Here is a 12652-nt window from a genome sequence, read left to right as displayed (position 1 = left end):
AAGTTATCCCAGTCTTACAGGCAGGTTGCCCACGTGTTACTCACCCGTCCGCCGCTGAAGTTCCAAAAGCAAGCTTTTGAAACTTCCGCTCGACTTGCATGTATTAGGCACGCCGCCAGCGTTCGTCCTGAGCCAGGATCAAACTCTCCAAAAAGAGTTGAGTCATGCTCAAAATGTTACGTTGGCTAGTGATGCGAAGATCACTATATTATTGTTTGTTGACGCTTGTTTGTTTAGTTTTCAAGGAACAATTTTGGAGCGGGTGATGGGAATCGAACCCACGACATCAGCTTGGAAGGCTGGAGTTTTACCATTAAACTACACCCGCGTATTTTTTTATTTCCCGAATGGTCGGGAAGACAGGATTCGAACCTGCGACCCCTTGGTCCCAAACCAAGTGCTCTACCAAGCTGAGCTACTTCCCGTAGTATGGCGCGCCCGAAAGGAGTCGAACCCATAACCTTCTGATCCGTAGTCAGACGCTCTATCCAATTGAGCTACGGGCGCACATTTTAGAAAAGACTTAATCTATATTACAAGCACCAAAGCTGTTTGTCAACATCTTTTTTGGTGCGGCCGAGAGGACTTGAACCTCCACGGGGTTGCCCCCACTAGGCCCTCAACCTAGCGCGTCTGCCATTCCGCCACGACCGCGTAAGATAAATTAGCGACAAGAACAATCATACCACTTATTTTATAGCTTTGCAACTGGTATTTTGTGGTGCGGGTGAAGGGAGTCGAACCCCCACGCCTCGCGGCGCCAGATCCTAAGTCTGGTGCGTCTGCCAATTCCGCCACACCCGCATATAAAATGGTGAGCCATGAAGGACTCGAACCTTCGACCCTCTGATTAAAAGTCAGATGCTCTACCAACTGAGCTAATGGCTCGTATAGGGAAGGTTTCCCGTAATAAATTGAGCGTTCAGTCGTGTGCTCCGCAGAACTTTCGTTCCACTCCGCAACTCGCAGCAAATTCACGAAGCGCTGCTCGTCTCTACCGACTGAGTTAATGGCTCAAACAAAAATGGCTGGGCTAGCTGGATTCGAACCAACGAATGACGGAGTCAAAGTCCGTTGCCTTACCGCTTGGCTATAGCCCATTAAATACAAGTGACCCCTACGGGATTCGAACCCGTGTTACCGCCGTGAAAGGGCGGTGTCTTAACCGCTTGACCAAGGGGCCATTAAAGAATAAGGAACGGAGAAGGAGGGATTTGAACCCTCGCGCCGGTCACCCGACCTACGCCCTTAGCAGGGGCGCCTCTTCAGCCTCTTGAGTACTTCCCCAAAATGGCTCCGCAGGTAGGACTCGAACCTACGACCGATCGGTTAACAGCCGATTGCTCTACCACTGAGCTACTGCGGAATAATAAGAATGTCCATACGCCTGTATAGCGTTTTGTGTCCCCGCCTCAGCAAGATCCACAAGAAGCGGCTCGGCGTGTACAACTCGCAGTTCATTCGTGGAAGTGTTGCTCGTCTCTACCACTGAGCTACTGCGGAATAATAAGAATGTCCATACGCCTGTATAGCGTTTTGTGTCCCCGCCTCAGCAAGATCCGCAAGTAGCGGCTCGGCGTGTACAACTCGCAGTTCATTCAGGGAAGTGTTGCTCGTCTCTACCACTGACCTACTGCAAAAAAAATGAAATTCAACAATTCACCAAGTTAGTAAATTTGTTTGTGCTCCCCCCTCAGAATGCCTGGCAAACTGGGGCTTTGCGTATCAACAGATTCTGTTGTTCCTTCCGTCGACTCTTACCATTATAATGACGGTGCACCCCAATGTCAAGAACGATTATCAAATAAATTTCAGCTTTTCTCCCATCGCCTACTGCGCCTTTATTTCCTTTACTTTACGCAATTCTCCCCTGCATTTTCCACATACATATCTGGCTGTATTTATGTTTCGCCTTCTTTTGAAAACAATCCCACAGCTTGTGCATTCATAGACTACGGTCTTCTTACTTTTCTTCTTCACTTCATTTTCAGGAAGTTGGCCGCAAAACCTCGGTGCGCCGACTTTTTTTAACAATGCTCTGAAGTCCGCATCTCTGTGCTTGTACCCTTTACCTAGCAGATGGAGGTGATAGTGGCAAAGTTCGTGCTTGATGATTCCGACCAATTCGTCGTGGCCCAGTTGTTCCAAATACCGTTTGTTAATCTCAATGTCATGGCTGTTCAAGAGATACCTGCCGCCTGTTGTGCGCAGCCTGGGATTGAATCTCGCTTTATGGAGGAAGGGCAAACCAAATTGCACCCGGGATATTTTTTCTGTCAATTCCTGAAGCTCTTGGTTATCCATCGGATTTTACCCCCTCTTTCTGTTGAACATGACAACCCATTATAGCATAGAATAGAAAAACATTAAGGTGCACAGGGAGGACACTTCAATGCCAACATGGTTCCAAAACAGGATGAGGCGGGCATTTTATGAGAAAAATCGTTATCAGATTAAACTCCTTAACCAATGCTGGTTCTTCTATAGAAAGAAGCACCCATCCTAACCCTTATGTATTGGTATTGCATTAATTCCAAAAAAAAGACGTGCCCGCATTTTCCAGGCACGCCATTTTTACGTTGTACTACGTCATACATAGCTAAATTCCCCAATTGGCGCTAGCCAGAATGGCATTGCTCCCGCCGCTTCGGGTTAAACTCCCCGCCAGGATATTTTCGCCGCTTGAGGGTGAATCATGTGAATAAAGTTAATGATCCTCTTTCGCTGCTTCGGGCTGAAGCATCGTCAGTGAGACACGGCCTTTTTGTTTATCGACGGAATCTACCCACACAGTGACGACGTCCCCGACTGAAACGACATCTAGAGGGTGTTTAACAAATTGTTTTCTTAGCTTGCTGATATGGACCAGCCCATCCTGTTTGACACCCACGTCTACAAAGGCACCAAAATCGACAACATTTCTTACTGTCCCCTGAAGTTCCATACCTGGTTGCAGATCCTCGAGTTTTAGCACATCTTTTTTAAGCAATGGGGCGTCGAGTTCATCACGGGGATCCCTCTCCGGCCGGATAAGGGCGTCAATGATATCCTTTAACGTAATTTCCCCTATCCCAAGCTCTTCGGCCACTTTTCGGTGATCAAGCTTTCCTAGTGCTTCTTTCAGCTTATCACTGCCAAGGTCCTTAGTCGTAAAGCCCAGGCTTGCTAGCAGGTTTTTTACCGCGCTGTAATTTTCGGGGTGGATGCCTGTCCTGTCCAGAGGCTCTTTGCCATCAAGGATACGAAGAAAGCCGATCGCCTGCTCGTATGTCTTTGCGCCCAGGCGCGGAATTTTCTTCAATTGCGAACGGTTAACGAATTTCCCTTCTTCTTCTCGCTGCTTGACGATGTTCGCGGCAGTTGTTTTTGTCAGGCCCGCAACATACTGGAGCAGGGAAGGAGAGGCGGTGTTCACGTTGACTCCTACCTGGTTAACTGCGGTTTCGACGACAAAATGGAGCGATTCCGACAGCTTCTTTTGCGAAACGTCATGCTGGTACTGGCCGACGCCTACCGATTTCGGATCAATTTTAACAAGCTCGGCTAGCGGGTCCTGCAGGCGCCTCCCAATTGAGACCGCACTCCGTTCTTCTACCTGTAAGTGCGGAAATTCTTCTCTGGCCAAATCCGATGCGGAATAAACGCTTGCCCCCGCCTCATTGACAATTAAATAAAAAATTTCCTGATTCACTTCTTTCAGAATATCGGCAACGAATTGCTCAGTCTCCCTCGAAGCTGTACCGTTCCCGATTGCAACCATTTCAACATTAAAACCGGATAAAATCGCGGTGAACTTTTCTTTTGCTTCTCGGCGTTTTGATACTGGTGGATGCGGATAAATGACATCAATTTTAAGTACTTTGCCTGTCTCATCAACGACAGCCAGCTTGCATCCTGTGCGGTAGGCCGGATCGACAGCCAACACCACTTTTCCTTTTAGCGGAGGCTGAAGCAGCAATTTCCGCAGGTTTTCGGCAAAAATATGGATGGCCCGCTCTTCTGCCTTTTCAGTCAGCTCATTGCGGATTTCCCTTTCGATTGAAGGCTGGATAAGCCTTTTGTACCCATCCTCAATTGCTTCCACGACGATAGGAGCGGAAGGCGAGTAGGTTTTTCCAACCCATTTCTTTGTTAAATAGTTCATGATTGAATCTGTCCCGGCCTTAATCGCCACACGGAGGATCTCATCCTTTTCCCCGCGGTTCAGGGCAAGGATTCGGTGCGGTACGATTTTGCTGACAGGCTCTTCATAGTCGTAATACATTTCAAAAACTTTCTTTTCATCCTTTTCGGCGTCCTTGACAACCGAGACGACTGATCCGGTTTTGAACATTTCTGTTCGAATCCATTTCCTGCTATCCGCATCATCCGAAACGCGCTCGGCTATTATATCCTTGGCGCCCGAAATCGCATCTTCAACTGAAAGGACGTCCATTTCTTCCGATAGAAATTCTTTCGCCTTGTCCTCAACGGGGCCGGGCGAAAAGCTGAGCAGCCAGTCCGCCAACTGTTCCAGTCCCTTTTCCTTCGCGACTGTCGCCTTTGTCCTGCGCTTCTGCTTGTACGGCCGGTAAAGGTCTTCGAGCTCCTGGAGTTTTGTTGCTTTTTCTATTTGTACCGCCAATTCATCTGTTAGTTTCCCCTGCTCCGATATGGAGCGAAGGATTTCTTCTTTCCTCTGCCCAAGGTTCTGCAAGTATTGCCATCTTTCCATGATGTTCCGGATTTGCACTTCATCAAGCGCGCCTGTCTGTTCTTTTCTGTAACGGGCGATGAAAGGAACTGTGTTTCCTTCATTGACGAGTGCCATGACATTGTGGACCTGCTTAAGTGACAGGCCTTGTTCCCTGGCTATCAGTTTTGCGAATTCATCGTTCTTTGTGATGGTTTCATTCACCTAACCATTCCTCCACTCTTTCTTGCTTCTATTCCATTGTATCAAACTATCGGGATGGGAAGAAATACGGGAGCGTAGGCTTGATACAAAAAATGCCAAACCGGGTGTGCAGCGGATGTGGCGGCTGGCGGTGTGCATGGGCCCCTTTTCAAAAAAATAAAAGAGCCTGCAATTAATGCAGGCTCCCGATGATGAATGTTGCGTCATCTGATTTCGTTGGATATTTGCGTTTGATTTCATCGGCGATCATGGTGACAGGAAAGAGGCCCTTCAGGAGGGCTTTCACTCCCTGAAATTCGTATCCATCCGAGAAAATCAGGAATTTGGAATGGGGATCATAGGAAAAGCGTTGTGTATGGTAGGTTTGCGGTTTTCCGGAAAGGTAGCCGGTGACTGGCAGGGGATAGGTTAGCTTTCCTTTTGATGAATACAAAAAGAAGCGGATGTTCCCTACGCAGCTGTATACGAACTCCCTTGCGTGGAAATAGACTTTCAGTACGGAAACCGCGGCTCCCCTTTTGTTGGCAAGGGCATCGTTGCAAAATTTCATTAAAGTTTCGACGTTTTCATGGTGGTTTTTCTCAACCGCCAGGACAACGGCGTGCGATGCTTCATAGGCGTGCTGGCCGCTGCCAAGGCCGTCGGCAAGTACGCATACGAAGTATTCTTCGGTCGCCACGAAGTAATAGCTGTCCCCGCAATGGGATTTTCCTTCTTTGGCTGTTTGGTGCGCATAAACTTCAATGTTGGTTTCTACAAGATGGTTCATGAAAGACACTCCGAGTTATTGGCCTCCGCATGGATCGCTTCCTGCAGCTTTTTGATTGCCCGCCTTTGCAAGCGGGATACGTGCATTTGCGAAATGCCGAGCTTGTCGCCCGCATCCTTTTGGCTCATATTCTCCAGGTACGTGTACTGGATGATTTTCTTTTCGCGGTCATTGAGGACATGAAGGACTTTTTCAAGGACAAGCCTTTGGTTGATCTTTTCATATCCTTCATCCACACTGCCGACGATATCAAGCAGGGTGACTGTGCCGCCGTCTGAATCCGCTTCAATTGAATGGTCGACGGAAAGGGCCTGGTAGCTTTTACCCATTTCCATCGCTTCAAGCACTTCTTCTTCGGAAACTTCAAGTGCTTCGGCGATTTCGATTACTTTCGGGGAACGGTGGAGCTTGGTTGTCAGTTCCTCGACGGTTGTTTTGATTTTCGGGCCAAGCTCCTTAATCCTTCTTGGAACATGGACACTCCATGTCTTATCCCTTAGGAATCGCTTAATTTCCCCGATAATGGTCGGTACTGCGAATGCTTCAAAGCTTTTGCCGAACGACTCGTCATATCTTCTGATTGCCCCCAGAAGGCCGATCATACCCACTTGGAAAATATCTTCATGGAATGAGCGCCCTTTGGAATATTTACGCGCAATTGTTTCAACAAGGTTTTTGTAGTGAAGGACCAGCTGCTCCTGGGCATCGTTATCCTGATGGAGCTGATACGCTTTAATGAGGTCGTTGATTTCCTGTTTCCCTGAGGAGTTAGGTTGAGATTGTTTCGACATCCGTCTCCACCTGCTCTCCTTCAAGGTACTTTGTCATAAAGACAGTGACACCTTCTTTATGGTGAATCCTTACTTCATCCATAAGCGTTTCAATCAGGTAAAGCCCTAAGCCTCCTTCACGCAAAAACTCCACGGAATCATTGTCTTCATACCGGCCAAGGCCCTGCCTTGCCGATTCGAAATCAAAACTTTGCCCGCTGTCCGCCACCATCACTTCAAGGCGGTCCGGATAGAGGCCGAAACCGACAATCACTTCGCCCCGTTCCTTGTTCTTGTAGGCATGCTGGACCGCATTCGTGCACGCTTCACTCGTCGCAATTTTCAAATCTTCCAAATCATCGTATGAAAACCCCATCCGGCTCGCGATGCCAGAAAGTGTAAGGCGAATGACTCCTACATATTCGGGCTTGGCCGGGATTTTCATTTCAATATAGTCAAACGCCTGGTTCATTGCACTCCACCCTCTATCTGGCTGTTGATATCTATGATGTCAGCCAGACCCGTAATTTCAAAAAGTCTGATTAATCGTTCCGATAACCCAACCAGCTTGAACTCGCCGTTGTGGCTGCGGACCGATTTGAATACGCCAACGATCACTCCAAGGCCCGTACTGTCCATATAGGATACTTCCGAAAGGTCGATAACCATTTTGACTCCGTCTTTTTCCGACAGCGGGAATACCGTTTCACGAAGCTTCGGAGCCGTGTAGGCATCTATTTCACCGTTTACATATATTTCAACAAAATCATTGGATTCATTAACATCTAATTTGATGTCCACTTTGACCCACCCCTTGTCTATTTACTAACTAACCACTTAAACACTTTACCCGTTTTCGCGGCCGTTAAACGCTCCTTTTCAGGATAATAAGTGTAAAATCATCCCTTAATTGGAAATCCTGGAGCCTTTCAAGGTCTTTGTAAATATTGTTTACGATTTCCTGCGCATTGAGATGGATGTACCGGCGTATATAGCCAATTAGGGCGTCCCGCTCCAGGAAACCTTCTTCTGTACGGCACTCCGTTACCCCATCCGACATGAGAATGATCATATCACCCGGATTGATAAGCCGTTCATACTGCTGATACTTCGTTTTTTTCTCAATGCCCAAAAGAAGCCCTTTTGCTTCCATTTCCGTAAATTCGCCTGTTTGCGAATTATAGTAATATCCAGGCTCGTGCCCGGCGGAAGAATAATAAAAAATATGATTGCCTGGATTGTACATTCCGTAAAACATCGTAATGAACATGCTTGGGTCCACGTTTTGCTCAACAACCCTGTTCAGGCTTTCAAGGACCATATGGGGAGCATGCCTGTTTTCCGGAAGGCTGTCCATTGCGTATTTGATCATCGACATGCATAGCGCGGCCGGAATTCCCTTGCCAATAACGTCGGCAATAGCAACATTCACGCACTGGTTGTCATCCTGGACAAAGTGGAAATAATCGCCGTTCATGTGCCTTGCCGGGACGCTTATCGCCCCGATATCCATCCCTTCGACCTTCGGAATGGACGTCCCAAGGAGCGTTTGCTGGACATTTGCAGCTATTTCCATTTCAGTGCGGTATTCCATTTGCTTGTTCCTTAGGCTTTGATGTTCCCTATAGGCAAGCCCATAACCAACCATTACTTCCAATAGCACGTCAAAAGAATGGATGACACTCTCTGGTATGGTGGGATAAAGATCAAGCAAGAGGCTTTTATGAAGGCTTACGATTTCCTCCGGGGAAATTTTCTTCTCAATTAATTCCCTGCTGAACTTCTGCCCTTGGTACAAGATTTGTTCGGATTGGTCATTCAGGTATTCGGTCAAAATAGTCCGATACTTCGATTCCATTCTGTCCCGCAAATCCATGATTCATCCCCCTAACGGAGCCATTTCACTGCTCTTATATCCGTTCCCTTGCCAGGTGAAGAGAGGATGTCGAATTCATCCATTAGCCGTTTCACTCCAGGAAGGCCAGCTCCAAGGCCGCCGGAAGTCGAAAAGCCGTCCTCCATCACCTGCCTGATATCATTGATGCCGGGACCGCTGTCCACAGCGATTACCTTTAGGCCTGATTTCGGGCCGTCATAAATTTTCTCTATGCAAATTTGGCCCTGGCCCGCATATAAGTATATATTCCTCGCCAGCTCACTTATTGCGGTTGTAATTCTCGCCTGGTCTACCGTGCCAAAACCAAGCTCTCTGGCAACATTGCGGCCAAGCTGGCGGGCAGCCACAATGTCCCATTCATTTAGGATTTTCACACAGGATTGGATGCCCATTTAGCTAATCCCCCAATTCCTGTTGTAATTTCTCCAAACCTTTTTCTAAGTCTAATGCCGTTAGGACATCCTCCAATCCAATTCCCAGTTCAATCAGCGTAATTGCAACCGCAGGCTGGATCCCCGTAATAACGACCTTTGCTCCCATCAGTTTGGACATGCTTATAACATCGCCTAGCACTTTGGCGATGAAGGAGTCGATAAAATCGATCGAGGTAATATCAATAACAACCCCGTTGGCGCTCGTTTCATGGATTTTGTGGAGCAAATCCTCCTGGAATTGAAGGGCTGTTTGATCGTCCAACTCCCATTGAATGGAAACAAGCAAACAATCATGCAGCTTTAAAATAGGTATCCTCATTCTCATTTTGCACCCTCCACGTTAATAATTTTCCGATTGGTCAGTTCCAGGGCGGCTTCAACGCCTTTTTTCAATGTATTTTTAGTGGTGAATTGGTTTAGGTCAATCCCGAGGTTAACGATTGTTTGCGCAATTTCCGGCCTGATTCCGACAAGCATGCATTTGGCGCCCACAAGGCGCACTGCTTCTGCTGCCTGGATAATATGATGGGCGACCATTGTATCGACAACCGGCACACCTGTAATATCGATTAATACTACCTCGGAACGGTGTTTGACGACGCCTGTCAAGAGGTTTTCCATAATCTGCTTGGCTCGCTCCGTATCAATCGTGCCTACCAGCGGCATAACCGTAATTTTCTCAAAGACAGGGATAAGCGGCGCCGACAGCTCCTGGAGGGCGATTTTCTGAAGGGAAACAGTACGCTCCCACGTCCTTGAATAAATATCGACCACTTCGTTCTGTAGCGGACTGATCCAACGGTCAAACGCATAGACAACGTCCATCTGGTTCTCGGCGGTGACATATCCTTTTGCCTGCATGCCCTCAAAAAGCATTTTGCTGAATGTCCTGACGCCTTCTATTACAAAATGAAGCGGCCAGCCAAGCCTCACTACTTTTTCCGCGAATTCGCTCAGCCTGGACCGGAACTCCTCTTTTGAACCCCCGAGGCTTGAGCCTATGAGTTCAATAAACTCTGAGCTGGTACCATTAAAGACTTGTTCGGAGACCAGCTTTAATACACGATCGTCCGCCTCGGTCCTCATCCTGTCCATCCATTCATTTGCAAGCTCGCTCTTTTGTGCTCTCAAATAGTCCAATATTAGGTTCTCCATTAGTCCTCCCTGTCTTTCCGGACGCTTCACTTGTATATTTTGTCCTAAAAAGCGCTTTTCGTTTTGATTTGTCACAAAACCTTCAAATAATTGTCTTATCATATCTCAATTAAATGATAACAATACTAAACCGTCAATTCCAAACTATCCGATTTATTATTTTCAACGGCATCTGCCGAAATGTTTTAAACGACTGTGTTTTATACCCTCATCCAAACCGGGATAAACCTATTTATTTTAAAAAAACAAAGCAATGATTAGATGCAGATTTCCACTTCCGTAACCACTATCCGCCGGGCAAAGAACAAAATGCGCAAGCGCCTTCACGACAGGCAAAGAACGCCTGTCCCTGCGATGATCATTCTCAGTAGCTTTCCTTAGTGGTCAGCCCCGACAAGCAAAGATAAGGTCCCGCAGGATGGGCCTGCCCTCCGGAGGGAACCGGCTTATGACCATAGAGGGGCTAGGCGCTCCTCGGAAAAGAAGGACACTTTTCCTTCGTGCGATGTTATGCTGCCGCAGCCTTCCTTGTGGAGCTGGATTACAATAACTTAATTCGAGTTATCCACAAGGTTTAATTCTATAATTTCCTAGACAAATAAAAAGGCGGCCCCCTTTGGGAGAGCCTGCCTGAATCAGAATGTTCATATGAGGTGGTTATGTAGAGTACGCCCATAAAGGGCGTAATAGGTTAAAACTCGATAAGACCCAGGCTAATCTGCAAGGCTTCATCCACTTTTTCCATCATTTCGTCATCAAGGTGAGTAATCTTATCCGTCAGTCTCTGTTTGTCGATTGTACGGATCTGCTCCAGCAGGATGACTGAATCCCGTTCAAAACCATAGCGCTTCGCGTCGATTTCAACATGGGTCGGCAGCTTTGCCTTTTGGATTTGCGCCGTAATCGCTGCAATGATTACTGTGGGACTAAACCGATTCCCGATGTCGTTTTGGATGACAAGTACAGGCCGGACGCCGCCTTGTTCGGAACCGACAACCGGGGATAGGTCCGCAAAATAAACGTCACCACGTTTGACAATCAAAGGTTTATCCTCCGCTTACAAGACGTTCAACAGTGTGTTCCGCCTCATATTCTGCGAGGAATGCTTCCGATGCAATCGTCAAATTGATTTTGGCCATCTCCATGTAGCCCCGCCTCATGGCTTCGCGAATCTGTCTTTTTTTCTTTTCGCGTAAGTAAGCCTTTGTTGCCTGGTAAATAAATTCGCTGCGGTTCACATTTTCAAGCTTAACGATTCCGTCCAACTCGGTTAAAAGATGTTGCGGCAGTTTTACCAGGATTTCCGTTGTCGCGCCAGTCTCTGACACAAGCTACACCTCCACCATCACTATAAAGACCGTTTATTCCGCCACTACAAGCGGGAAAAGCCATTTTCTACTTTTAAAAATGGCACTCCTATATCGTTCCGGCTTGGGCCGGACAAGAAGTTGCCATATTTTCTACCAGTTTTAATGATACCATGATTCGCATGGCTTGCAAAGCCAATTCCGCAATCAACATGTAGTATTGGCAAAAAAATTCGGTTTTAATCTACTAATTCGTCAGCAAATTGTTTTGCAGCCCGAGCATTTCCCCATCTTTCTTATACATCCGAGGAACCCGGTTCGAAATCATGCAGGGAATTTCATAATTAATTGTCTCGAGGCGGCGAGCGATTTCGTCAATTCCGACAAATTCCTTCGCCTGCTTTCCGATTAAAACGACTTCTGTACCGGGAGGCGCGTAGTCCTCGAGCCTAACCATGCATTGGTCCATGCAGATTCTTCCGACAATAGGCGCCCGTTTTCCTCCGACAAGTACTTCCTGGCCCTGCAGCCTCCTGATCCAGCCATCCGCATACCCGATTGGTATCGTGGCGACCCATTCGTCGCCAGCTGCTTCATAAGTGGCACCATAGCTGACCTTTTCACCTTTTTTCAGTTTCTTGATCTGGACAATCCGTGAGTGCAGCGAAAAAGCTTCATGCAGATTGGCAGGCACCTCGGTTTTCATTTCCGGCGAGGGGGAAAGCCCGTACATCGCAATGCCCAGCCGGATGGCATTGAACCTTGCTTCCGGGAATCTGATCGCCGCGGCACTGTTGCTCGCGTGGACAAGGCTCGGGCGCGCGCTTAACGTTCCGAGCAAACGTTCGAATTCCCCGAGCTGATGGCGGAAATAGTCCGTTCCGGTTTCATCAGCCGTGGCAAAGTGGGTAAATGCCCCCTCGAGCATGAATCTCCCATCTTTTTGGATCAACTCTTCCGCCTTTTTCAATTCCGCGGCATCCCTGAAGCCAATCCGGCCCATTCCGGTATCCACTTTAAGATGAATGGATAGAGGATATTCACCGACGTGGGCCGAGGCTTCCTCCAGCCACTCAAAACTAAAAGCCGTGACTGTGAGCTTGTTTGAAGCGGCGACATTGACATCCTCGGGTCTTGTCGCCCCAAGGATTAAAATCGGCGCGCCAATCCCTTTTTTCCTTAAAGCCAGGGCTTCATCCAAAAAGGCAACAGCCAAATAGCCAGCGCCCGCGGCAAGAGCGGTTTCCGCGACCTCCACTCCTCCATGCCCATATGCATTGGCCTTTACGACGGCAATGACCTTTACCTTATCAGGTAAAAGCTTCTTAATAGAAAAGATATTTTGTTCAATTTGCCCCAAATCGATTTCGGCCCATGTATCCCTGTAGAAAAAGCCGTCCTTTTCCATATTGTCACTTCCCTG

The 12652-nt window shown here is 47.7% G+C and carries 14 protein-coding genes and 10 tRNA genes; 1 reads left to right on the top strand and 23 read right to left on the bottom strand.

All coding sequences use genetic code 11. The features are described 5' to 3' along the window. Positions 1-254: 254 nt before the first annotated feature. The 11 genes from ADU24_RS00855 to ADU24_RS00805 all read right to left on the bottom strand — a co-directional run bounded on the left by ADU24_RS00855 (position 255) and on the right by ADU24_RS00805 (position 2304). A tRNA-Gly gene (locus tag ADU24_RS00855) sits at positions 255-328 on the bottom strand. 20 nt (positions 329-348) lie between these two features. Further along, a tRNA-Pro gene (locus ADU24_RS00850) sits at positions 349-425 on the bottom strand. A 5-nt stretch (positions 426-430) separates the two neighbouring features. Then, positions 431-507, bottom strand: a tRNA-Arg gene (locus tag ADU24_RS00845). Between the two features lie 61 nt (positions 508-568). After that, positions 569-654: transfer RNA gene (locus ADU24_RS00840), tRNA-Leu, on the bottom strand. Positions 655-719: 65 nt separating this feature from the next. After that, positions 720-804 (bottom strand) — tRNA-Leu (locus ADU24_RS00835). An 8-nt stretch (positions 805-812) separates the two neighbouring features. Next, positions 813-888 (bottom strand) — tRNA-Lys (locus tag ADU24_RS00830). Between the two features lie 137 nt (positions 889-1025). Further along, a tRNA-Gln gene (locus ADU24_RS00825) sits at positions 1026-1100 on the bottom strand. Positions 1101-1111: 11 nt separating this feature from the next. Next, positions 1112-1183, bottom strand: a tRNA-Glu gene (locus ADU24_RS00820). 16 nt (positions 1184-1199) lie between these two features. Further along, positions 1200-1287 (bottom strand) — tRNA-Ser (locus tag ADU24_RS00815). Positions 1288-1291: 4 nt separating this feature from the next. Next, positions 1292-1366, bottom strand: a tRNA-Asn gene (locus tag ADU24_RS00810). A gap of 464 nt (positions 1367-1830) precedes the next feature. Beyond that, complete coding sequence (locus ADU24_RS00805) at positions 1831-2304, bottom strand: SprT family protein (RefSeq protein WP_053364861.1); 474 nt, start codon at positions 2302-2304, stop codon at positions 1831-1833. Between the two features lie 88 nt (positions 2305-2392). Between ADU24_RS00805 and cmpA the strand changes: the two genes are divergently transcribed. Then, on the top strand, positions 2393-2506 hold the full coding sequence (gene cmpA / locus ADU24_RS22840; protein ID WP_156324480.1) for a cortex morphogenetic protein CmpA: 114 nt from the start codon (positions 2393-2395) through the stop codon (positions 2504-2506). 201 nt (positions 2507-2707) lie between these two features. On the opposite strand, the gene ADU24_RS00800 is transcribed toward cmpA, so the two are convergent. The 12 genes from ADU24_RS00800 to alr all read right to left on the bottom strand — a co-directional run bounded on the left by ADU24_RS00800 (position 2708) and on the right by alr (position 12637). Continuing rightward, positions 2708-4885, bottom strand: a complete 2178-nt coding sequence (locus tag ADU24_RS00800) for a Tex family protein (RefSeq protein WP_442853749.1) — start codon at positions 4883-4885, stop codon at positions 2708-2710. 184 nt (positions 4886-5069) lie between these two features. Next, positions 5070-5666, bottom strand: a complete 597-nt coding sequence (locus ADU24_RS00795) for a PP2C family serine/threonine-protein phosphatase (protein ID WP_053364859.1) — start codon at positions 5664-5666, stop codon at positions 5070-5072. Continuing rightward, a complete protein-coding gene (sigB, locus tag ADU24_RS00790; protein WP_053364858.1) occupies positions 5663-6457 on the bottom strand; it encodes an RNA polymerase sigma factor SigB in 795 nt (264 codons plus the stop codon). The genes ADU24_RS00795 and sigB overlap by 4 nt, the downstream gene beginning before the upstream one ends. After that, the gene (gene rsbW / locus ADU24_RS00785; protein ID WP_053364857.1) at positions 6435-6908 is read right to left on the bottom strand and encodes an anti-sigma B factor RsbW; all 474 of its coding nucleotides are present in this window, start codon (positions 6906-6908) and stop codon (positions 6435-6437) included. Before rsbW ends, sigB begins: the two co-directional genes overlap by 23 nt. After that, complete coding sequence (locus ADU24_RS00780) at positions 6905-7237, bottom strand: anti-sigma factor antagonist (protein ID WP_053364856.1); 333 nt, start codon at positions 7235-7237, stop codon at positions 6905-6907. The genes rsbW and ADU24_RS00780 overlap by 4 nt, the downstream gene beginning before the upstream one ends. Positions 7238-7301: 64 nt before the next feature. Further along, positions 7302-8312 (bottom strand): PP2C family protein-serine/threonine phosphatase, encoded by a 1011-nt coding sequence (locus tag ADU24_RS00775; protein WP_053364855.1) that lies wholly within the window; start codon positions 8310-8312, stop codon positions 7302-7304. Positions 8313-8323: 11 nt separating this feature from the next. Beyond that, positions 8324-8725 (bottom strand): anti-sigma regulatory factor, encoded by a 402-nt coding sequence (locus ADU24_RS00770; protein WP_053364854.1) that lies wholly within the window; start codon positions 8723-8725, stop codon positions 8324-8326. A 4-nt stretch (positions 8726-8729) separates the two neighbouring features. After that, positions 8730-9086 (bottom strand): STAS domain-containing protein, encoded by a 357-nt coding sequence (locus tag ADU24_RS00765; protein ID WP_027324001.1) that lies wholly within the window; start codon positions 9084-9086, stop codon positions 8730-8732. A 2-nt stretch (positions 9087-9088) separates the two neighbouring features. After that, complete coding sequence (locus tag ADU24_RS00760) at positions 9089-9922, bottom strand: RsbT co-antagonist protein RsbRA (RefSeq protein ID WP_053364853.1); 834 nt, start codon at positions 9920-9922, stop codon at positions 9089-9091. Positions 9923-10613: 691 nt separating this feature from the next. Then, positions 10614-10964 carry a type II toxin-antitoxin system endoribonuclease NdoA gene (ndoA, locus tag ADU24_RS00755; protein WP_019156408.1) on the bottom strand — a complete coding sequence of 117 codons (351 nt, stop codon included), beginning with the start codon at positions 10962-10964 and terminating at the stop codon, positions 10614-10616. Between the two features lie 4 nt (positions 10965-10968). Further along, on the bottom strand, positions 10969-11250 hold the full coding sequence (locus ADU24_RS00750; protein ID WP_053364852.1) for a CopG family ribbon-helix-helix protein: 282 nt from the start codon (positions 11248-11250) through the stop codon (positions 10969-10971). Between the two features lie 226 nt (positions 11251-11476). Continuing rightward, positions 11477-12637, bottom strand: coding sequence for an alanine racemase (gene alr / locus ADU24_RS00745; RefSeq protein ID WP_053364851.1), 1161 nt, complete (start codon positions 12635-12637; stop codon positions 11477-11479). Positions 12638-12652 lie beyond the last annotated feature (15 nt).

Origin of the sequence: Bacillus sp. FJAT-27245, assembly GCF_001273955.1 — a bacterium.
GTDB lineage: Bacteria > Bacillota > Bacilli > Bacillales > Cytobacillaceae > Bacillus_D.
This window is presented reverse-complemented; position numbering and strand designations above follow the sequence as displayed.